This is a genomic window from Rathayibacter sp. VKM Ac-2857 (genome assembly GCF_013205025.1).
Lineage (GTDB): Bacteria > Actinomycetota > Actinomycetes > Actinomycetales > Microbacteriaceae > Rathayibacter.
Window position 1 is genome coordinate 50,169 of the sequence record NZ_JABMLE010000003.1, and the last position, 18,783, is coordinate 68,951.

Below are 18,783 nucleotides of genomic sequence, written 5' to 3' on the forward strand. Positions count from 1 at the left end.
GCCTGGGAGGCATGCCCCGCCCCTCGCCCGTCGTCCGCCACCGGATCGACGGGATCGAGCTGCGGACCCTCGCGACCGGGCCCGCCGACGCCGAGCGCACCTTCGTCCTGATCCACGGCATCGGGATGTCGCACCACACGTTCTCGACCCTCGCCGTCGCCCTCCGCGCGCACGGCCGCGTCGTCGCGGTCGACCTCGCCGGCTTCGGCGCGAACACCGCGCCCCGCCGCCGCGTCGGCCTCGCCGACCACGCCCGCCTCGTCGAGAGAGCACTGACGGAGCGCGGCGTCACCCGGGCGGTCGTCGTCGGCCACTCGATGGGCAGCCAGGTCGTCGTCGAGCTCGCCGCTCGCGCACCCCGCCTCGTCGCGGGCGGGGTCCTGATCGGCCCGGTCGTCGATCCGCAGCGCCCCGGCGCCGTCCGGCAGGGCCTCGCCCTCGCCCGCGACTGCCTGGGCGAGCCGCTCGCCGTCGACGCGCTGCTCTTCGCCGACTACGTCCGCGGCGGTCTCGGCTGGTACCTGCGCCAGCTGCCCGAGATGCTGCACTACCCGATCCAGCGGCGGCTGGCCGCGGTGACCCGGCCCGTGCTCGTCGTGCGCGGCTGGGACGACCCGATCGCCACCCGCGACTGGTGCGAGCGCCTCCTCGAGCACGCCGCCGACGGCCGCCTCCTCGAGTTCGCCGGCTCCCGCCACGTCGTCCCCCGCACGCAGCCGGAGGCGCTCGCGCTCGCCCTGGCCTCCTTCGCCGCCGACATCGCCCCCGTGCCCCCGGCCGCCCCCGACACCGACCCGGCCGCCGCGCCCGCCCCGGTGCCCGCATGACGCACCTCGTCCGCGACGCCGTCTGGTGGATCCGCGACTACGCCTACGCCGTCGCCTGGCAGGTCCGCGCCTTCGTCTCGCGCCGAGCCGCCGACGACTACCTCGACGGCACGCTGCACCCGATCGTGGTGCTGCCCGGCATCTGGGAGACCTGGGCCTTCCTCCGCCCGATCATCGACCCGCTGCACCGCCGCGGCCACCCGATGCACGTGCTCACCAGCCTCGGCTGGAACGGCCGCCCGGTCGCCCGCACCGCGGAGGACGTGGCCGCCTATCTCGCCGAGCACGAGCTGCGCGACGTCGTGATCGTCGCGCACAGCAAGGGCGGCCTGATCGGCAAGTACGTGATGACCGAGCTCGACCCCGACGGCCGCGTCGACCGGATGGTCGCGGTCGCCACTCCCTTCGGCGGCTCGCGCTACGCGCCGTACCTGCTGCTGAAGAGCCTCCGCTCGTTCTCGCCCCGCGACGCGACGACCCTCCTGCTCTCGAGCCGCGCGGGCGCGAACGCGCGGATCACCTCGGTCTTCGGCCTGTTCGATCCGCACATCCCCGAGGGCAGCATGCTCGAGGGCGCGGTGAACGTGCGGATCGAGACCGGCGGCCACTTCCGGATCCTCAGCGACCCGGAGACGCTCGCCGCGGTCGTCGCGGCGGTGGACGCCCCTACTCGGCCGGCGGAGTGATCGTCTCGGCGTCGGCCGGGCAGTCGATCGGCGCCACTCCCCCGCCGTCCGCGTCGTCGACCACGGCGCCGGATGGGGCGAACGGCGCACGGAAGCAGTAGGCCTCCGGCAGGTCGGCCACGTCCGGGAAGGACGCCGCGTCGACCGGCGTGCGGAACGACAGCGCCCCGAACTCGCCGCCCTCGCTCAGGGCGTCGTACGACTCGATCCCGATCAGGTCCACGCCCTCGGCGGCCTGGTCGCTCGCGAGCCGCGCGTAGCCGAAGGCGTCGTCCTGCGGGCCGGCGAGCGAGGAGACGAGCGCGAGCACGCGGTCGCGCGACTCCTCGCGGGCCGCCACGTCGCTCGTGACCGTCACCTCGGCCGCGGGAGCGGTGCAGCCCGCGAGCGCGAGCACCGCCAGGGTCGCGGCGATCGTCAGAGACGGGGAGATCATCGATGTCGGAGAGAACGTCTGGGCCGGTCGAGTCCGCGTCAGCTTCACGCGACCGACCCTAGCCGCGTAGCAACTGCTCCGCACTGCGCGGAAGCCCCTCGGCGGTGAGGGCGGCGGAGCGGACGATGGAGTGATGAGCTCACCGACCAGCACAGCCTCCCGCCGCTCCGGCCCCACCGAGCTGCTCCTCGTGCGCCACGGCGAGAGCGTCGCCAACATCGCCGCGAGCGCCGCCGAGGCGGAGGGCGCCCTCGACATCGCCGTCGACCGGCGCGATCCGGACGTGGAGCTGTCCCCGGCCGGCCGCGAGCAGGCCCGCGCCCTCGGCCGCTGGCTCGCCGACGGCAACGCCCCCGTCGCCGCCTGGTCCTCGCCGTACCTCCGCGCGTCCTCGACCGCGCAGCTCGCCTTCGAGGAGGCGGGACTCGACCTCGCGCCGCGCCTCGACGAGCGGCTCCGCGACCGCGACCTCGGCATCGCCGACCGCCTGACCACCGCGGGCTTCCGCGCGCGCTTCCCCGAGGAGGCGGCGCGGCGCGACTGGCTCGGCAAGTTCTACTACCGGCCGCCGGGCGGCGAGTCCTGGACCGACCTCGCGCAGCGCGTGCGCTCGTTCCTCGACCACCTCGACGTCGTCGCACCGGCCGGGCCGGTCGCGCTCTTCTGCCACGACGCCGTCGTCCTGGTCATCCGCTCCGTCTGCGAGGGCCTGACCGAGCGCGAGCTGCTCGACATCGGCCGGGCGACCCCGGTCGCGAACGCCTCCGTCACCCGGCTCGTCCGCGACGGCGGCGACTGGACGCTCGAGCGCTTCAACGAGACCGCGCATCTCGAGGAGTCGAGCGCGCCGGTCACCAGCCACGACACCGGCGAGGACACCCCCGTCGACGCCGCCGTCGACAGCGCCGAGGACGACCCGCGAGGAAGGACCGACTCATGAGCGAGACCAGGCACAGGAGCGAGACCACGCACAGGAGTGCCGTCGTCGACCGCGCCCTGCTCGAACGGCGCTGGCCGCTGCCCGACCCCGCGAGCTCGAAGCACGCCCGCGGCGACGTGGTCGTGGTCGGCGGCGCCCGCAAGACGCCCGGAGCGGCGATCCTCGCCGGGATCGCGGCCCTCCGGGTCGGCGCCGGGCGGATCACCCTCTGCGTCGCCGAGTCCGTCGCCGCCGCGACCGCCGTAGCACTGCCCGAGTGCGGCGTCGTGCCGCTGGAGGAGACGCGCGGCGGCTCCATCTCGGGTCGTGGACTCTCCGCACTCGAGGGAGAGCTGGGCAGCGCCGACGTCGCGCTGGTCGGCCCCGGGCTCGACGACCCGAAGGCGACCACCGCGACACTGCGCGCCCTGGCGCCCCTGCTCGCCGACGTCCCCGCCGTCCATCTCGACGCCTTCCCGCTCGGCGTGCTGCCCGGGCAGCGCCGCGTCGCCCGCGCGCTCGCCGGCCGCCTGCTGCTGACGCCCAACACGGAGGAGGCGGCGCGGCTGCTCGGCTCCGAGGTGGACGACGTCGAGGCCGCCGCCCTCGCGATCGCCCAGCGCTACGGGGCGGTCGTCAGCCTCTTCAACGTCATCGCGGCACCCGACGGCGACGCCGTCCGCATCGAGGGCGAGCACCCCGGCCTCGCGACGGCGGGCAGCGGCGACGTCCTCGCCGGCGCGACGGCGGGGCTCCGCGCGCGCGGGATCGACCCGCAGGGCGCGGCGGCCTGGGGCGCCTTCCTGCACACCGAGGCCGACTCGGTCCTGGTGCGGAGGATCGGGCCGGCCGGCTACCTCGCGCGCGAGATCCCGGGCGAGTTCCCGGCGCTGCTCCGGGGCTGACGCGGGGGCCGTCCGGGAGGGCGGCTCAGAAGGTGCGGCTCAGGACGCGCCTGTCAGGATCCGCGGCTCGATCGGCGGGAGTCACTGGGCGACGTCCGCGACCGAGAACGCCACTCCCGGCGTGATCAGGATCGACGTCTCGCGGGGCTGGCCCTCGCCCTGGTTGACGGTCAGCCAGCGGGACGCGGTGCCGTCGAGCGCCTGCTCGACGCTCGCGCGGACGTCCGCCGCCGTCGTGTCGTGCAGGCTGTACGGGGTACCGCCGTAGATCAGCTCGACGCGCTTCACAGCAGGCCCTCCTCGGTCTGGCGAGCTCCGCCGTGCGGCTCCTCGCTGATGCGCAGACCGTGCGCGCTGTGCGAATCGGCCAGCAGCTGGCGGATCCAGTCGGGGTTGATCGCCGGGGCGCGACCGCCGTGGTACTTGAAGCGCAGCGGGATCGCCGGGTGCAGCCAGATCGACGTCCGTCCGTCACCGACCGACTGCGAGTCCTTCCACGAGAGGTAGAAGGACTCGTTGCGCGACAGCTTCGATCCGATGACGATCTGCAGATGAGCGAGCAGGCGGTCGTCGAAGTCGGCTTCGAGGGTGGAATCGTAGATCAATCGGCCCATGAGGGCGGTCTCCGTTCACAGTGCAGTCCGGCCGGCGGGGGCACGGCCGGACGGTACAGGGCGATTCTATCCGCCCCTGGGGATTCGCTCAGAGGCGATCGTCGTCGGAGTCGAAGCTCGGGATCTCGAGATCGGACAGCTGCGGGGCGGAGGAGCCGCCCTCCTCCGTCAGCGGCTGGGACACGCCGAGCCGCGCGGCCTCGTTCGTGAGCCTCTCCACGAGGGCGGTGTCCACGATCTCCTCGCCGCCGTCGTCCTCGGTCTCCGAGAAGAGCTGGCTGGCCGGACCGATCAGCAGGGTCGCCCGGCCGAGCTCACCGGACGAGCGCCGGATCGGGATGTCGACCGACATCGCGCCCTTGCGCAGCGCGAGGGCCTCGGCGTAGCCGACGAGCGAGTGCGCGATCCGGCTGCCGGTGAGCACCGAGCTGCCGGCGTAGTGGATGCGTTCCATGCGTCCTTCCTACCGCTCAGCGCCCGATCGGAGCATCCGGGTTGCGCGGCGGGACCGGGCTTGATAGCGCCTCGATCCTCCGCTCGAGCCCCTCGCGGACCGCCGGCCACTCCTCGACCAGGATCGAGTGCACCGCCGTGTCGCGCCAGGAGCCGTCGGCCCGCCGCTGGTCGTGCCGCAGCACGCCCTCGAAGACCGCGCCGAGGCGGAGGATCGCCGCGCGGGAGCGCGCGTTCGCCGCGTCGGCCTGCAGCTTCACCCGGGAGAAGCCGCTGTCGAAGGCCAGGCCGAGCAGGAGGAGCTTGGTCTCGGGGTTCACGGCCGTGCCCCAGACCTCGGGGGCGTAGGCGGTCCAGCCGAGGTGCGCCGCCTCGCGCCGCTCGTCGAAGTCGGTCAGCGAGGAGGTGCCGACGACCCGGCCGTCGACGAGCACGGCGGAGGGGTTCCCCGTCCCCCACGGGTAGTAGCGGCGGGCGAAGGCGCGGAACTCCTCCGGGCCGGCGGGCAGGCCCGAGGGCCCGCCGCCGTAGCCCGCGGCGAACACCTCGGGGCGGCCGATCGCGGCGCGGAGCGGCTCCAGGTGCTCCTCGGTGAGCGGCTCGAGGACGACGAGCCGGCCGGTGAGCACGGCGGGGGCCGGGCGGACGGCGCGGCCGGGACGATCGGGCGAGGCGGGGCTGCTCATCCGGCCAGTCTGGGGGTCATCGGCGCCGGTCGGGGAGTCCAGGACGCGTGCCAGCATGAGGTCCATGGACAGCTCCGCGATGTTCGCCGCCTCGGCCGGCGCCCTGCTCCGCCTCGTCGAGCGGATCGGGGACGAGCAGTGGACGCTGCCGGGCCTCGGCGTCTGGGACGTCCGCGGCCTGACCGGCCACGCCTCGCGCGCGATCACGACGGTCGAGACCTACCTGCTCGCCGAGGAGCCGCCCGCCGCCACCGTGCCCGACGCGCTCGGCTACTACGCGGCCCTGGCCGGCGGGCGGGCCGACCCGGCGGCCGTGGCGCGGCGGGGTGTCGAGACGGGCGCGCTGCTCGGCGAGCATCCGGCCGAGGTGATCGCGGCGTCGCTGCGGCGTGCCCTCGCGCTGCTCGATCAGCAGCCGCCCGGGCGCCTCGTCGCGATCGGCGAGCACGCCCTGGCCCTGGACGAGTATCTGCGGACGCGCGTGCTCGAGCTGGTCGTGCACACGCTCGACCTGTCCCGGGCGACGGGCCTCGCGCACGAGATCCCGCCCGAGGCGGTCGAGGCCTGCTCCGCGATGGCGGGGGCGCTCGCCGCTCGGGCGGGACGGGGTGAGGAGCTGCTGCTCGCGCTGAGCGGGCGGGAGCGCCTCGCGGAGGGCTTCTCGGTGGTGTGAACAGTTCGGTGGTGTGAGCGGTTCGATGGTCTGAGCCGCTTCGGTGGTGCGGGCGGTTCGGTGCTGGGAGCAGCCGGGCCGGGTGCTCACGCCACGGCGAGCGCCTCCACCGGCGACACCCGGGTCGCGCGGCGGGCCGGCAGGAGCGCCGAGACCGCGGTGAGGACGATGCTCACCGCGAGGACGGCGATCAGGATCCCGACCGGGATCGTCGGCGGCACCAGTCCGATGCCCGGCAGCGAGCCGAAGATCGCGACGGCGCCGGCCCAGCCGTAGAAGGCGCCGAGCACGAGGCCCAGGACCGCCGCGGCGATCACCATCTGGGCCGCCTCGACGACGACCATCCAGCGCACCTGGACGCCCGTGAAGCCGAGCGCCCGGAGCAGCCCCAGCTCGCGGCGGCGCTGCAGCACGCTCAGCGAGAGCGTGTTGACCATGCCGACGGCCGCGAGCAGCACCGAGAAGCCGAGCAGCACGCTCATGATCGCCGTGCTGACCGCGACGAACTGGTCGAGCGCCGCGAAGATCTCCGGGCTCATCTCGCTCGAGGCGCGCATGATCGAGGAGAAGGTCGCGGCGGCCACCGCGAACATCGTGACGAGCGTCACTCCGATCACGAGGCCGATGACGGCGCGCGCGCTCCTGGCGGGATTGCGGGTGGCGTTCGCCGAGGCGAGGCGGGCGACGGGACCGCCGCCGAAGGCCCGGCCGACCAGCGCGATCAGCGGCGGGAGCAGCACGGGAGCGCCGAGGACGACCCCGGTGAAGGAAAGCATCCCGCCGGCGAGCCCGATCAGGACGCCGAGCGGACTGACGAGCCCGACGACGACGCCGATCAGCAGGAGCAGGACGCCGACCACGAGCAGGACGACCGCCAGGACGTTCCGGCCGGTCCGCCCGCGGAGCTCGTCGTAGCGCGGCTCGGCGGCCGAGCCGGCGGCCTGCGAGGGTGCGACCGCGAGCACGCGCCGTGACCCGGCCCAGGAGGCGACGACGGTCGACACGATCACGGCGAGCGCCGGCAGCAGCAGCCCGGGGGACGCGAGCGGCACGGCGATGCGCGTGAAGGTCCCGGTGCTGAAGGCGATCTCGGCGCCCACGGCCACCAGGACGACGGCGGCGACGAGGCCGAGGGCCGCGCCGATCAGCCCCTGCACGAGGCCGGTGCGCACCACCTCCGCGCGGAGCGAGCGGCCGGAGGCGCCCAGCAGGCGCAGCAGCGCGATCTCGCGGGTGCGGCCGGCGATCACCGTCGACACCGCGTTGGAGGTGACGATCGCGCCGACGAACACGGCGATGCCGAAGAAGACGCCGCCGACCACGCCCAGCGTCGTCGCGGCCTGCGCGATGCCGTCGAGACCGGCGGCGTCGAACGCCGCGACGAGGTCGGCGATGACCATCACCAGGACCCCGCCGAACGCGGCGGAGAGCGCGGCGACCGTGATGATCGCGCCGCCGCCCTGACCGGAGGCGGCCCGCAGGCCCGTGCGGGCGCTCACGACGCTCCCTCCATCGAGAGCATCGCGCGCGAGATCTCCTCGGCGCTCATCCCACGGCGGTCGTCGACGACGGCTCCGTCGCGGAGGAAGACGATGCGGTCGGCGAAGGCCGCCGCGATCGGGTCGTGGGTGACCATCGCGATCGACTGGCCGTACTCGCGGGTCGAGGCGCGGAGGAGGCTGAGCACCTCGCGGCCGGTGCGGGAGTCGAGGTTGCCGGTGGGCTCGTCGGCGAAGATCAGCTGCGGGCGGGTGGCCAGGGCGCGGGCGATGGCGACGCGCTGCTGCTGGCCGCCGGAGAGCTCGTGCGGGCGGTGGGTGAGGCGCTCGCGGAGGCCGAGCGACTCGATCAGGCGGGCGATCCAGTCCTCCTCCTCGGCCGTCACGCGGCGGCCGTCGAGCTCGAACGGGAGGCGGATGTTGCCGCGCACGTCGAGGGTCGGGACGAGGTTGAAGGCCTGGAAGACGAAGCCGACGCTGCGCCGGCGGAGCACGGTGAGCTCGGCGTCGCCCATCGCGGTGATCTCGACGTCGCCGAGGAAGACGCGGCCGGCCGAGGCGGTGTCGAGGCCGGCGAGCACGTGCATCAGCGTCGACTTGCCGGAGCCGCTGGGGCCCATCACCGCGGTGAACTCGCCGCGCTCGATCGAGAGGGTGACGTCGTCGAGGGCGACGACGGGCGGCGTGCTGCCGTAGAGCTTGCGCACGCCCTCGACGCGCGCCACGACGGAGGAGGTCTGGTTCTGCATGTCTCCGACGCTACGGAGCCGCCTCTGTCGCGGGCGTCGCCCCGGATGGCCCCCGCCGTCATCCTCCCGGGCGACCCGCCCTGGTCCCTCCGACCCCCGCGAGATGCCACTTATGAGCAGGATCCTCGGCGTGTCGTGCTCATACGTGGCATCTCGCGGCGGGGATCAGCACGGGGGTGGGGGGCGGGTCAGGGGCGGAGGCCTGCCCGGCGGAGGGTGAGGGCGGCGAGGGCGGCCGTGGCGGCGGGGTCGCCGGCGCGCCAGGCGGGGACGGCCTGCGGGTGGGCGGCGAGGATCTCGCGCGGGGGCGCCTGGGTCAGGGCGCGGAGGGCCAGCAGCTCGGCGCCGCCGGGGGTCGCGCCGAGCGCGCGCAGCTCGGCGGAGCGGCGGGCGAAGCGCAGGCGCGGGCGGAGCCAGACCACGGCGAGCAGGAGCAGCGGCAGCCCGCCGACCGCGAGGCCGGCCACGATCGCCAGGGCGCTCGCGAGCTGCTGCTGGTCGCGGCCGGCCGCGGCGAGCACCGCGCCGGCTCCGCTGGCCTCGTCGAACGGCGCGCGCACGGCGTCGCCGAGCAGCGGGATGCCGCCGAGCGTCGAGCCGGCGTCGCTCATGGTCGACCCGAAGCCGCTGCCGGCGCTCTCGAGGCGGCGGCCGATCTCGGCGAGGCCCGCGATGAGCGAGCCGACGGCGATCCCGGCCGCGATCGCGATCACCGCGACGGCGAGCGCGAGGGCGTCGGCCGTGATCTGGCGGGCGCGGACGGCGGGGAGGTCGGCGTAGATCTGCACCAGCCGATCATCCCCCGCCGTAGCCGTCGTGCGCGTCGGTGCCGAAGCGGGTCGATCCCGAGCGCCTCAGTCGAGGAGGTCGTGCAGGACGACGACCTGCTCGCGCTCCGGTCCGACGCCGATCGCGGAGAAGCGGGCGCCGCTCATCGCCTCGAGGGCGCGGACGTAGTCCTGCGCGGCCTGCGGCAGGTCGGCGAACTCGCGGCAGCCGGTGATGTCCTCCTGCCAGCCGGGGAACTCCTCGTAGATCGGCTTCGCGTGGTGGAAGTCGCTCTGCGAGACGGGGACCTCGTCGTGGCGCACGCCGTCGACCTCGTAGGCGACGCAGACCGGGATGGTCTCCAGGCCCGAGAGCACGTCGAGCTTGGTGAGCACGAAGTCGGTGACGCCGTTGATCCGCGCGGAGTAGCGGGCGATCGGGGCGTCGTACCAGCCGCAGCGGCGCGGGCGGCCGGTGGTGGTGCCGAACTCGAAGCCCTGCTTGCGCAGGTACTCGCCCCACTCGTCGAACAGCTCGGTCGGGAACGGGCCGGCGCCGACGCGGGTCGTGTACGCCTTGATGACGGCGATGACGCGCTCGATGCGGTTGGGCGCCACTCCGGAGCCGGTGGCCGCGCCGCCCGAGGTCGCGTTGGAGGAGGTGACGAACGGGTAGGTGCCGTGGTCGACGTCGAGCATCGTGGCCTGGCCGGCCTCGAAGAGCACGGTCTTGCCGGCGTCGAGCGCCCGGGCGAGGACGAGCGAGGTGTCCGCGACCATCGGGCGCAGGCGCTCGGTGTACTGCAGCAGGTCCTCCATGACCTGCTCGACCAGGATCGCGCGGCGGTTGTAGACCTTCACCAGCAGGTGGTTCTTCTGGTCGAGGGCGCCCTCGATCTTCTGCCGGAGGATGTTCTCGTCGAAGAGATCCTGGATCCGGATGCCGACGCGGTTGATCTTGTCGGCGTAGGCCGGGCCGATGCCGCGCCCGGTGGTGCCGATCTGGCGCTTGCCGAGGAACCGCTCCGTCACCTTGTCGAGGGTGCGGTGGTAGCTGGTGATGACGTGCGCGTTGGCGCTGACCAGGAGCTTCGAGACGTCCACGCCGCGGGCGCTGAGCGCCTCGAGCTCGTGGAAGAGCACCTCGATGTCGACGACGACGCCGTTCGCGATGACGGGGACGACGCCCGGCGTCAGGATGCCCGAGGGCAGCAGGTGCAGCGCGTACTTCTCGTCGCCGACGACGACGGTGTGGCCGGCGTTGTTGCCGCCGTTGAACTTCACGACGTAGTCGACGCGGCTGCCGAGCAGGTCGGTCGCGCGTCCCTTGCCCTCGTCGCCCCACTGGGCGCCGGTGATGACGATTGCTGGCATGGCGTGTCCTTCGCTGTGCGAAACGGCAGTACCCGGAGACGCCGGGTGCGGGGCCGGCCGTGCAACGGAGGAGTCGCGACAGGGCGACCAGCCCGAGCCAGTTTACGGGAGGGCCGCCGCCACTCCCCCGATCACTCCGGGCCCTCCGCCGCTACGACCCGCAGCACCCGGTCGGCGAGCGCACCGAGGCAGGAAGCATGCTGGTCGAGTAGCCCCGCAGGGGCGTATCGAGACCCACCGTCACCAGCAGGACGGGTCTGCAGACTCAGCGTCCTGACGGTGGGGCATCTCGATACGCCCGCTGCGCGGGCTACTCGATCAGCATGACTTTACCCATACGCATGAGGTGCTCTTTCCTACGAGACCCACCCTCATCCACAGGGCGGGTCTGCAGACTCGTCCTTCTGACGCCGGTGGATCTACTTGGAAGAGACGCCCGCAGACATGTTGGTCGAGTAGCCCCGTAGGGGCGTATCGAGACCCCCCACCGCATGAACGGCGGCCTCTTCCCCGCCCTGCGCTGGCGCCGAAGGCGCCCCCCTCCGCTCGATACGCCCGCTCCGCGGGCTACTCGATCAGCATGGACGTCCCGACACCGACGCCGAGTGCAGAGCCGAGCGATGCTCTCGAACCCGTAACGACGCGTTCACACGTGGCGCATAGATTCGAACCCGTTCACACTCCACCGATCACGCGAACAGGAAACCGATGCGCACACTCCGCGCCGCAAGCCTCCTCGCCGTCGTCGCGCTCGGGGCGGCCACCGCCGCTCCCCTCGCGAGCGCGGCCCCTCTCGACGACGGCGTCGAGCTCACCCTGGTGTCGACGACCGACACTCACGGGCACGTCTACAACTGGGACTACTTCGCGAACGCTCCCTACGAGGGCGAGGACACGCTCGGCCTCACCCGCGTCGCGACCGAGGTCGACCGCCTCCGCGCCGAGAAGGGCGACGACTCCGTCCTCGTCTTCGACAACGGCGACGCGATCCAGGGCACGCCCCTCACCTACTACTACGGCCTCGGCGACGGCGCCGCGGGCGTCCTCTCGGGCGAGACGACGCACCCGATGGCCACCGCGTTCAACACCATCGGCTACGACGCGCAGGTCGTCGGCAACCACGAGTTCAACTACGGCCTCGACATGCTCAGCGCCTACGAGGGCGATCTGAACGCCCCGCTGCTCGGCGCGAACGTCGTCGACGTCGCCACCGGCGAGCCGTACCAGGAGCCGTACACGGTGATCGAGCGCGAGATCGACGGCGAGACCGTGCGGGTCGGCGTGCTCGGCCTGGTCACCCCGGGCGTCCGCGTCTGGGACAAGCAGTACGTCGACGGCGTGCTCGAGTTCCGCGACATGGTCGAGACCGCGAAGGAGTGGGTCCCGAAGGTCCAGGCGGAGGCCGACGTGGTCGTCGTCCTCGCGCACACCGGCCAGGGCACCGTCCCCGACGCCGAGTACGACCCGGCCGACCTCAACGAGGACGTCGTCAACAACATCGCGACGCAGGTCCCCGGCATCGACGTGGTCGTCGCCGGTCACAGCCACCAGGACGTCCCCGAGACGCTCTACACGAACGTCGCCGGCGAGCAGGTCCTCGTCACCCAGCCGTACTTCTGGGCGCAGGGGCTCACCGAGGTGACCCTGAACCTGGTGAAGGACGCCGCGGGCGACCTGCAGGTCGACTGGACCGAGGGCAGCGCTCCCGTCGTCACGCCGGTCTACGCGCGCGACATCGCCGAGGAGTCGACCGCCGTGGTCGACGCCCTCGCCGAGCAGCACGCGACCACGATCGAGTACGTGAACACCCCCGTCGCGGAGTCGCTCGAGGAGCTCTCGGCCGAGACCTCGCGCTACGAGGACACCCCGATCATCGACTTCATCAACAACGTCCAGGCGGAGACGGTCGACGCCGCGCTCGAGGGCACGGAGTGGGCCGACGTCCCGGTCATCTCGCAGGCGTCGCCGTTCTCGCGCACCGCGGTCTTCCCGAAGGGGCAGGTCACCATCCGCGACATCGCCGGCCTCTACATCTACGAGAACACCCTCCGGGGCGTCGAGATGACGGGCGCGGAGGTGCGCGCGTACCTCGAGTACTCCGCCCGCTACTTCAACCAGGTCGCCCCGGGCGCTCCGTTCGACCCGGCCACGGGCACCAACGCGATCACCGCGGACCGCCCCACGGGCATCCCGGACTACAACTACGACGCGCTCTCGGGCCTCGACTACGTCATCGACATCTCGCAGCCGGCCGGCTCGCGGATCCGCGGCCTGACGCAACTCGACGGCACCCCCGTCGCCGACGACGACCGCTTCGTGATGGCCGTCAACAACTACCGGCAGAGCGGGGGCGGGGCCTACCCGGCCGTCGCCGCGGCTCCCCTCGTCTACGACGAGCGGCTCGAGATCCGGCAGCTGCTGATCGACTGGGCGAGCGCGCGCGGCGTGATCGACCAGGCAGACTTCTCCGACGAGAACTGGTCGCTGACGTCGGTCGCGGCCGAGGTCCCGGCCGAGCCCGGCACGCCCGGCACGCCCGCGCCCGGAACGCCCGAGCCGACCGAGCAGCCGACGGCCACTCCGGTGCCCCTGCCCTCCGCCACGCCCGTCCCCGTCGCCGGGGGCTCGCACTCCGGACCGCTCGCGAACACGGGCGTCGACGCGGCCTCCTTCGCGGGAGGCGCGGCCCTGCTGCTGCTCGCCGGCCTCGCGCTGACGGTGCTGCGCCGCCGCCGCTCCGCGCAGCACTCGGAGTAGCACGCACCACCCGCACGACTCGACGGCGCCGCTCTCACTCCCGAGGGCGGCGCCGTCTCGCGTTCCAGGCGGCGAGCACGCCCGTGGACCACAGCGCCCAGAGCACGAGCAGCGGCTGGAAGACCAGCCGGATCGCCCGGGCCGCGTCGGTCTCGAGGCCGAAGGCCGGGGTCCGGGTGACGAGCTGCGAGACGTTGCCCGGGAACACCGCGACGAAGAACGCGGCGACGACGATCCCCACCAGCACCCGCCGGCGCCGGACCAGCAGCAGCGCGAGCCCGAGCGCGATCTCGACGACACCGGACGCCAGGACGACGAAGTCCGCATCGAACGGCAGCCACGGCGGCACCTGCGCCTGGAAGGACTGCCGGGCGAAGGTGAGGTGCCCCGTCCCCGCGAGCACGAGCACGAGGCCCAGGAGGACGCGGGCGATCGTGCGCGGGAGGCTCATCGCCCCAGTCTGCGCCAGCGGTTCCCGCGCTCCGGCTGCACCGCCCCGTATCCTCGATACCGCGCGCGCCGCGCCACCCCGTCCCTACCGCCCTGTCCGCAGACCGTGAAACGAGTTCCATGAGCACCCTGCCCCGCCTGATGGCCTTCGACCTCGACGACACCCTCGCCGCCTCGAAGTCCCCCGTCGACCCGGCGATGGCCGACCTCTTCGTCAAGCTGCTGCAGGCCACCGAGGTGTGCATCATCTCCGGCGGCCAGATCGGCCAGTTCCGGATGCAGGTGCTCGACCGCCTCGAGGGCGCCGACCCCGCCGTGCTGGCGAAGCTGCACCTGATGCCCACCTGCGGCACGCAGTACTACCGCTACGAGAACGGCGACTGGGCGCAGATCTACGCCGAGAACCTCACCGACGACGAGAAGTCGCGTGCGCTCGCCGCCGTCGAGGAGAAGGCCAAGGAGCTCGGCTACTGGGAGTCCGAGACCTGGGGCCCGATCCTCGAGGACCGCGACTCGCAGATCACCTTCTCCGCCCTCGGCCAGGCCGCCCCGGTGCCGGTCAAGCAGGCCTGGGACCCGACGGGCGAGAAGAAGAACACCCTCCGCGAGGCCGTCCAGGCCGTGCTGCCCGACCTCGAGGTCCGCTCCGGCGGCTCCACCTCGGTCGACATCACCCGCAAGGGCATCGACAAGGCCTACGGGATGAACAAGCTCACCGAGCTCACCGGCATCCCCCTCGACGAGATGATCTTCGTCGGAGACCGCCTCGACCCCGACGGCAACGACTACCCCGTCAAGGCGATGGGCGTCGAGACCTTCGCCGTCGAGGGCTGGCACGACACGGCCGCCTACCTCCGCTCCTACGGCCTCTGACCCGCGAGCCCGGTCCTCCCCCGCGAGATGCCACTTGTGAGCGCGACACGCCGCGGAAGTCCGTCACAAGTGGCATCTCGCGGGGAGGGCCGGGCTCGCGTCAGGCGTCCTCGCTGAGGGAGCCGGTGGCGGTGCCGTCGAGGGCGAGGCGGAGGCGGCGCGGCAGCTTCGCGACGATGATCGCGTGCGACTCCGCGAGCAGCTCCTGCACGAGGCCCTCCTCGACCCGGCCGCCGGCGTCGACGGTCACCCAGTGCTTCTTGTTGAGGTGGTAGCCGGGCTCGATGCCGTCGACGCCCGCGACGAGGTGCACGACGTTCTCGGGCAGCGCCTTGACGCTGACGACAGGCCGGCCGAAGCGCTCGCTCTCGAGCGCGAAGACCTTGCCCTCCACCTTCCACACCCGGATCTCCGGGCCGAAGGGGAAGCTCGCGCCTGCTCCCGGCAGGTCGGCGAGAAAGGACTCGAGCGCGGCGGCATCCACGCGTCCATTGTGCCCGCAGAGGCACCGCCCGCGTAGGCTCGTGCTGTCGTCCGTCCAGCCAGTGGAGCAGTCTCCGCCGTCGGAACGACCGGAATCGGATCCGACCATGCCAGACCCCACGACCACCTCGACCTCGACACTGGGCCGCGCGACCGGGAGGTACGCGCGGGCGTTCGCCCTCCCCGGGTCGCTCGCCTTCTCCTCCGCCGGCTGGTTCGGCCGCTTCCCCAAGGGCAGCCTCGCGATCGGGGTGCTCGTCCTCGTGTCGGCGCAGTCCGGCAGCTACGCGCTCGGCGGCGCCGTGTCGGGCGCGCTGACCCTCGCCCTCGCCGTGACCGGTCCGCTCTGGTCGCGGGTGATGGACCGCTGGGGGCAGCGCCGGGCGCTCGCGCTGTCACTCCCGGTCCTCGTGGCCGCCTCGCTCGGGCTGGTCGCCGCCGTGCTGCTCGACGCCCCCGTCTGGACGTGGTTCGTCCTCGGCGTCCTCGCCGGCGCCGCCGTCCTCGACGTCGGCTCGGCCGTCCGCTCGCGCTGGAGCGCCGCGACGGCCGACCCGGGGCTCCGGCACACCGCGTACTCGGTCGAGTCGGTGGCGGACGAGGCGGCCTTCGTCGTCGCGCCGCCGATCGTCACGTTGCTCGCCTCGCTCGTGCACCCGGCGGCCGGCGTCCTGGTCGGGCTCGGGATCGGCGTGGCCGGCGGGGTCGCGCTGCTCGTGCAGACCGGGACGCAGCCGGCGCTCGCTCCGACGCGCTCGGCGACGTCGCCCGCTCGGGAGCGGCTGCCGCTCGGGCTCGTCGGCATCGTCGCGGTGTTCGCGACCATCGGCGGGGTCTTCGGCTCGTTCAACGTCGCGGCGATCGCGACGGCGGAGGCGTCCGGAGCCGGTGCCGCCTCGGGGCTGCTGCTCTCGGCGTACAGCATCGGCAGCGTGCTGACCGGCGTCGTCGTCGGGGCCGCGCGCCTGCCCGGCGGTCCGCGCTCGAGGTTCCTGGTGGCGGGCGCCGTCTTCGGAGTCGTCGTGCCGGTGCTCGTGCTAGCCGGCTCGCTACCCGCGCTGATCGCGCTGGCCTTCGTCGCCGGCCTCGCGACGTCGCCGCTGCTGATCACCGGCTCGAGCCTCGTCGAGTCGATCGCCCCGCGCCGGCGCCTCACGGAAGCCCTCGCCTGGCCGCCGACCGGCATCGCCCTCGGCGCCACCGCCGGCTCCACCCTGAGCGGCCTCGCCGTCGAGGCCCTCGGCCCGCAGTCCGGCTTCCTGGTCACCGCCGGCGCGGCCGCCCTCGGCGCCCTGCTGACCCTCGCGACGGTGCTGCTCCTCCGCCGCCGCGCTGCGCCTGCGGTCGCCGGCTCGCCTCGCTGACCGAGCACCCCACCCGAACCTGCTGATCGAGTAGCCCTCGCAGAGGGCGTATCGAGATCCACCGTCCTGCAGAACGTGGGTCTCGATACGCCCCTCCGGGGCTACTCGACCAGCAAGGAGCGGAGCACCGCCGCTCCTTCTATCGATCGAGCAGCCCGCACGGCGGGTCCTCTTTCATGCTGATCGAGTAGCCCGCGGAGCGGGCGTATCGAGATCCACCACCGAACGACGTCGGGTCTCGATACGCCCCTCCGGGGCTACTCGACCACCATGAACAGGGCGCGTCCGTGCATCCGGAGCAGGTCACCGAAGCCGACCGAGTGGCCCGCCCGAACATGCTGATCGAGCAGCCCGCGCAGCGGGTCCGTTTCATGCTGATCGAGCAGCCCGCGCAGCGGGCGTATCGAGCGGAGGGGGCGCCTCCGGCGCCAGCGCAGGGCGGGGAAGAGACAGACGTTCATGCGGTGGTGGGTCTCGATACGCCCCTGCGGGGCTACTCGACCAGCATGTGCGCGGGCGTCTCTTCCAAGTAGATCCACCACCGAACGACGCCGGGTCTCGATACGCCCCTCCGCGGCTGCTCGACCTGCATGCTTCGGATCAGTCGGCGCCCAGGATCACGATGGCGGCCGTGGGGGGCAGCGCGTCCTCGTGGTAGCGCTCGATCTCGGGGATCGCGGCAGGGTCGGCCTGCTCGAGGAAGCCGGTGAGGCGGGCGACCTCGTCGGTCTCGCCGATCGACTCGGCCGCGCGGCGGAGGGCGTAGAGGGCGAGGAGGAAGCCGCGGTTGGGGCCGTGGCGCCACGGGATCGGGCCCTGGCCGCGCCAGCCGGCGGTGCGGAGGAGGTCGAGGCCGCGGTGGTACCCGACGCGCGCGTAGGCGTAGGACGGCAGCGCGGCGTCGATCCCCCAGACGCTGTCGGCGAGGAGGGCCCAGGCCAGCGGGGAGCGCGGGTGGGCGGCGGCGAGCGCGGCGAACTCGACGGCTCCCGGGTTCGCATGCTTGGCGAGGGCCGCGGTGACCGCGGGCTCGTCCGGGAGGAGGGTCGGTTCGGGGCCCAGCAGGTTCTCGCCATTCATGCCCTCAGGGTAACCCGCTCGCGCTGTGCCGCCCCGGGGAGCCTCTCCGCTCCCTTCGTACGGGCCCGCCGCCGGGCCGCCGCCGATAGCATCGACCCCATGGCGACGAAGCGCAGCGAGGTCGAGGCCTGGCTCACGGACATGGACGGCGTGCTGGTGCACGAGAACCAGGCGCTCCCCGGCGCGCCCGAGCTCATCCAGGAGTGGACGGACGCGGGCACCCCGTTCCTGGTGCTCACGAACAACTCGATCTTCACACCGCGCGATCTCGCGGCGCGGCTGCGGGCGTCGGGGCTGCACGTGCCCGAGGAGCGGATCTGGACGAGCGCCCTCGCGACCGCCGACTTCTGCGCGTCGCAGATGCCCGGCGGCAGCGCGTTCGTGATCGGCGAGGCCGGCATCACCACCGCCCTGCACGAGGCCGGCTTCATCATGACCGAGACGGCGCCCGACTACGTCGTCGTCGGCGAGACCCGCAACTACAGCTTCGAGGCGATCACGAAGGCGATCCGCCTCATCGTCGGCGGCGCACGCTTCATCGTGACCAACCCCGACGCGACCGGTCCGAGCGCCGAGGGCGTCATGCCCGCGACGGGCGCGATCGCAGCCCTGATCACGAAGGCCACCGGCAAGGACCCGTACGTGGTCGGCAAGCCGAACCCGATGATGTTCCGCTCGGCGATGAACAAGATCGGCGCGCACAGCGAGAACACCGGCATGATCGGCGACCGGATGGACACCGACATCGTCGCCGGCATCGAGGCTGGCCTGCACACCGTCCTCGTCCTCACCGGCATCAGCGACCGCGCCGAGATGGACCGCTACCCGTTCCGCCCCGACGAGGTGCTGACCGGCGTGCACGAGCTGCTCTCGACCGACCCGTACGAGACCGAGTTCCCGCCGGACGACCAGATCCTCTGACCGGCGTCCCGGCGCCGTCCGTCTCGGCCCCGCCCGTCCTCGGGCACTGGCCCTGCCACTCCTCAAAAGTTGCGGTAGCGGCGCGCGACTACCGCAACTTCTGGATACTCGCGGCGGACCAGCCGGGAGACGGCACTCCCACTCCTCAGTAGTTGCGGTAGTGGCGCGCGACTACCGCAACTTCTCCGTACTCGCGGCCGACCAGCCGACGGACCGCGCCCCGACTCCTCCAAAGTTGCGGTAGTCGAGCGCGAGTACCGCAACTTT

General features: G+C 73.1%; 22 protein-coding genes. 9 read left to right on the forward strand and 13 right to left on the reverse strand.

Features of this window, described 5'->3' with window-relative positions; all coding sequences use genetic code 11:
• The first annotated feature begins 11 nt into the window (after positions 1-11).
• Together HQQ86_RS13795 and HQQ86_RS13800 are read left to right on the forward strand one after the other, a co-directional pair.
• Positions 12-827: an alpha/beta fold hydrolase gene (locus HQQ86_RS13795; RefSeq protein WP_173288869.1), complete on the forward strand. Its 816-nt coding sequence runs from the start codon at positions 12-14 to the stop codon at positions 825-827.
• On the forward strand, positions 824-1,513 hold the full coding sequence (locus tag HQQ86_RS13800) for a triacylglycerol lipase (protein ID WP_173288870.1): 690 nt from the start codon (positions 824-826) through the stop codon (positions 1,511-1,513). The genes HQQ86_RS13795 and HQQ86_RS13800 overlap by 4 nt, the downstream gene beginning before the upstream one ends.
• Here HQQ86_RS13800 and HQQ86_RS13805 read toward each other — a convergent pair.
• Positions 1,494-1,949: a hypothetical protein gene (locus HQQ86_RS13805; protein WP_173288871.1), complete on the reverse strand. Its 456-nt coding sequence runs from the start codon at positions 1,947-1,949 to the stop codon at positions 1,494-1,496. The genes HQQ86_RS13800 and HQQ86_RS13805 overlap by 20 nt on opposite strands.
• Before the next feature lie 133 nt (positions 1,950-2,082).
• Here HQQ86_RS13805 and HQQ86_RS13810 point away from each other — a divergent pair, with 133 nt between their 5' ends.
• Together HQQ86_RS13810 and HQQ86_RS13815 are read left to right on the forward strand one after the other, a co-directional pair.
• Positions 2,083-2,889 carry a histidine phosphatase family protein gene (locus tag HQQ86_RS13810; protein ID WP_173288872.1) on the forward strand — a complete coding sequence of 269 codons (807 nt, stop codon included), beginning with the start codon at positions 2,083-2,085 and terminating at the stop codon, positions 2,887-2,889.
• On the forward strand, positions 2,886-3,773 hold the full coding sequence (locus HQQ86_RS13815; protein ID WP_173288873.1) for an NAD(P)H-hydrate dehydratase: 888 nt from the start codon (positions 2,886-2,888) through the stop codon (positions 3,771-3,773). The genes HQQ86_RS13810 and HQQ86_RS13815 overlap by 4 nt, the downstream gene beginning before the upstream one ends.
• Before the next feature lie 81 nt (positions 3,774-3,854).
• Here the strand turns inward: HQQ86_RS13815 and HQQ86_RS13820 are convergent, their stop codons facing one another.
• From HQQ86_RS13820 to HQQ86_RS13835, 4 genes are all read right to left on the reverse strand, one after another.
• A complete protein-coding gene (locus HQQ86_RS13820; protein ID WP_123447117.1) occupies positions 3,855-4,061 on the reverse strand; it encodes a hypothetical protein in 207 nt (68 codons plus the stop codon).
• The gene (locus HQQ86_RS13825; RefSeq protein ID WP_160085894.1) at positions 4,058-4,387 is read right to left on the reverse strand and encodes an ATP-dependent DNA ligase; all 330 of its coding nucleotides are present in this window, start codon (positions 4,385-4,387) and stop codon (positions 4,058-4,060) included. Before HQQ86_RS13825 ends, HQQ86_RS13820 begins: the two co-directional genes overlap by 4 nt.
• Before the next feature lie 88 nt (positions 4,388-4,475).
• Positions 4,476-4,841, reverse strand: coding sequence for a hypothetical protein (locus HQQ86_RS13830; protein WP_173288874.1), 366 nt, complete (start codon positions 4,839-4,841; stop codon positions 4,476-4,478).
• A gap of 16 nt (positions 4,842-4,857) precedes the next feature.
• Positions 4,858-5,526, reverse strand: coding sequence for a GNAT family N-acetyltransferase (locus HQQ86_RS13835; protein ID WP_173288875.1), 669 nt, complete (start codon positions 5,524-5,526; stop codon positions 4,858-4,860).
• A 64-nt stretch (positions 5,527-5,590) separates the two neighbouring features.
• Between HQQ86_RS13835 and HQQ86_RS13840 the strand changes: the two genes are divergently transcribed.
• Complete coding sequence (locus HQQ86_RS13840; RefSeq protein WP_216845544.1) at positions 5,591-6,199, forward strand: maleylpyruvate isomerase N-terminal domain-containing protein; 609 nt, start codon at positions 5,591-5,593, stop codon at positions 6,197-6,199.
• 86 nt (positions 6,200-6,285) lie between these two features.
• Here the strand turns inward: HQQ86_RS13840 and HQQ86_RS13845 are convergent, their stop codons facing one another.
• The 4 genes from HQQ86_RS13845 to HQQ86_RS13860 form a co-directional block, all read right to left on the reverse strand.
• Positions 6,286-7,698, reverse strand: coding sequence for an FtsX-like permease family protein (locus HQQ86_RS13845; protein WP_367948660.1), 1,413 nt, complete (start codon positions 7,696-7,698; stop codon positions 6,286-6,288).
• Positions 7,695-8,447, reverse strand: a complete 753-nt coding sequence (locus HQQ86_RS13850) for an ABC transporter ATP-binding protein (protein WP_173288877.1) — start codon at positions 8,445-8,447, stop codon at positions 7,695-7,697. Before HQQ86_RS13850 ends, HQQ86_RS13845 begins: the two co-directional genes overlap by 4 nt.
• 188 nt (positions 8,448-8,635) lie before the next feature.
• Positions 8,636-9,235 carry a hypothetical protein gene (locus tag HQQ86_RS13855; protein ID WP_173288878.1) on the reverse strand — a complete coding sequence of 200 codons (600 nt, stop codon included), beginning with the start codon at positions 9,233-9,235 and terminating at the stop codon, positions 8,636-8,638.
• Positions 9,236-9,301: 66 nt separating this feature from the next.
• Positions 9,302-10,588: an adenylosuccinate synthase gene (locus tag HQQ86_RS13860; protein ID WP_123736253.1), complete on the reverse strand. Its 1,287-nt coding sequence runs from the start codon at positions 10,586-10,588 to the stop codon at positions 9,302-9,304.
• Positions 10,589-11,296: 708 nt separating this feature from the next.
• Here HQQ86_RS13860 and HQQ86_RS13865 point away from each other — a divergent pair.
• Complete coding sequence (locus HQQ86_RS13865; protein WP_173288879.1) at positions 11,297-13,345, forward strand: bifunctional UDP-sugar hydrolase/5'-nucleotidase; 2,049 nt, start codon at positions 11,297-11,299, stop codon at positions 13,343-13,345.
• A 34-nt stretch (positions 13,346-13,379) separates the two neighbouring features.
• Here the strand turns inward: HQQ86_RS13865 and HQQ86_RS13870 are convergent, their stop codons facing one another.
• Positions 13,380-13,796 (reverse strand): DoxX family membrane protein, encoded by a 417-nt coding sequence (locus tag HQQ86_RS13870; RefSeq protein ID WP_173288880.1) that lies wholly within the window; start codon positions 13,794-13,796, stop codon positions 13,380-13,382.
• Positions 13,797-13,915: 119 nt separating this feature from the next.
• Between HQQ86_RS13870 and HQQ86_RS13875 the strand changes: the two genes are divergently transcribed.
• A complete protein-coding gene (locus tag HQQ86_RS13875) occupies positions 13,916-14,668 on the forward strand; it encodes an HAD-IIB family hydrolase (RefSeq protein WP_173288881.1) in 753 nt (250 codons plus the stop codon).
• A gap of 100 nt (positions 14,669-14,768) precedes the next feature.
• Here the strand turns inward: HQQ86_RS13875 and HQQ86_RS13880 are convergent, their stop codons facing one another.
• Positions 14,769-15,152 (reverse strand): MmcQ/YjbR family DNA-binding protein, encoded by a 384-nt coding sequence (locus tag HQQ86_RS13880; RefSeq protein WP_216845545.1) that lies wholly within the window; start codon positions 15,150-15,152, stop codon positions 14,769-14,771.
• Positions 15,153-15,258: 106 nt separating this feature from the next.
• On the opposite strand from HQQ86_RS13880, the gene HQQ86_RS13885 reads away from it, so the two are divergent.
• Positions 15,259-16,515, forward strand: a complete 1,257-nt coding sequence (locus HQQ86_RS13885; RefSeq protein WP_173288883.1) for an MFS transporter — start codon at positions 15,259-15,261, stop codon at positions 16,513-16,515.
• Positions 16,516-16,772: 257 nt separating this feature from the next.
• On the opposite strand, the gene HQQ86_RS13890 is transcribed toward HQQ86_RS13885, so the two are convergent.
• Positions 16,773-16,976, reverse strand: coding sequence for a hypothetical protein (locus tag HQQ86_RS13890; RefSeq protein ID WP_173288884.1), 204 nt, complete (start codon positions 16,974-16,976; stop codon positions 16,773-16,775).
• A 139-nt stretch (positions 16,977-17,115) separates the two neighbouring features.
• Positions 17,116-17,595 carry a DUF3151 domain-containing protein gene (locus tag HQQ86_RS13895; RefSeq protein ID WP_173288885.1) on the reverse strand — a complete coding sequence of 160 codons (480 nt, stop codon included), beginning with the start codon at positions 17,593-17,595 and terminating at the stop codon, positions 17,116-17,118.
• Positions 17,596-17,694: 99 nt separating this feature from the next.
• On the opposite strand from HQQ86_RS13895, the gene HQQ86_RS13900 reads away from it, so the two are divergent.
• Positions 17,695-18,516 carry an HAD-IIA family hydrolase gene (locus tag HQQ86_RS13900; protein WP_123447131.1) on the forward strand — a complete coding sequence of 274 codons (822 nt, stop codon included), beginning with the start codon at positions 17,695-17,697 and terminating at the stop codon, positions 18,514-18,516.
• The last annotated feature ends 267 nt before the right edge of the window (positions 18,517-18,783 follow it).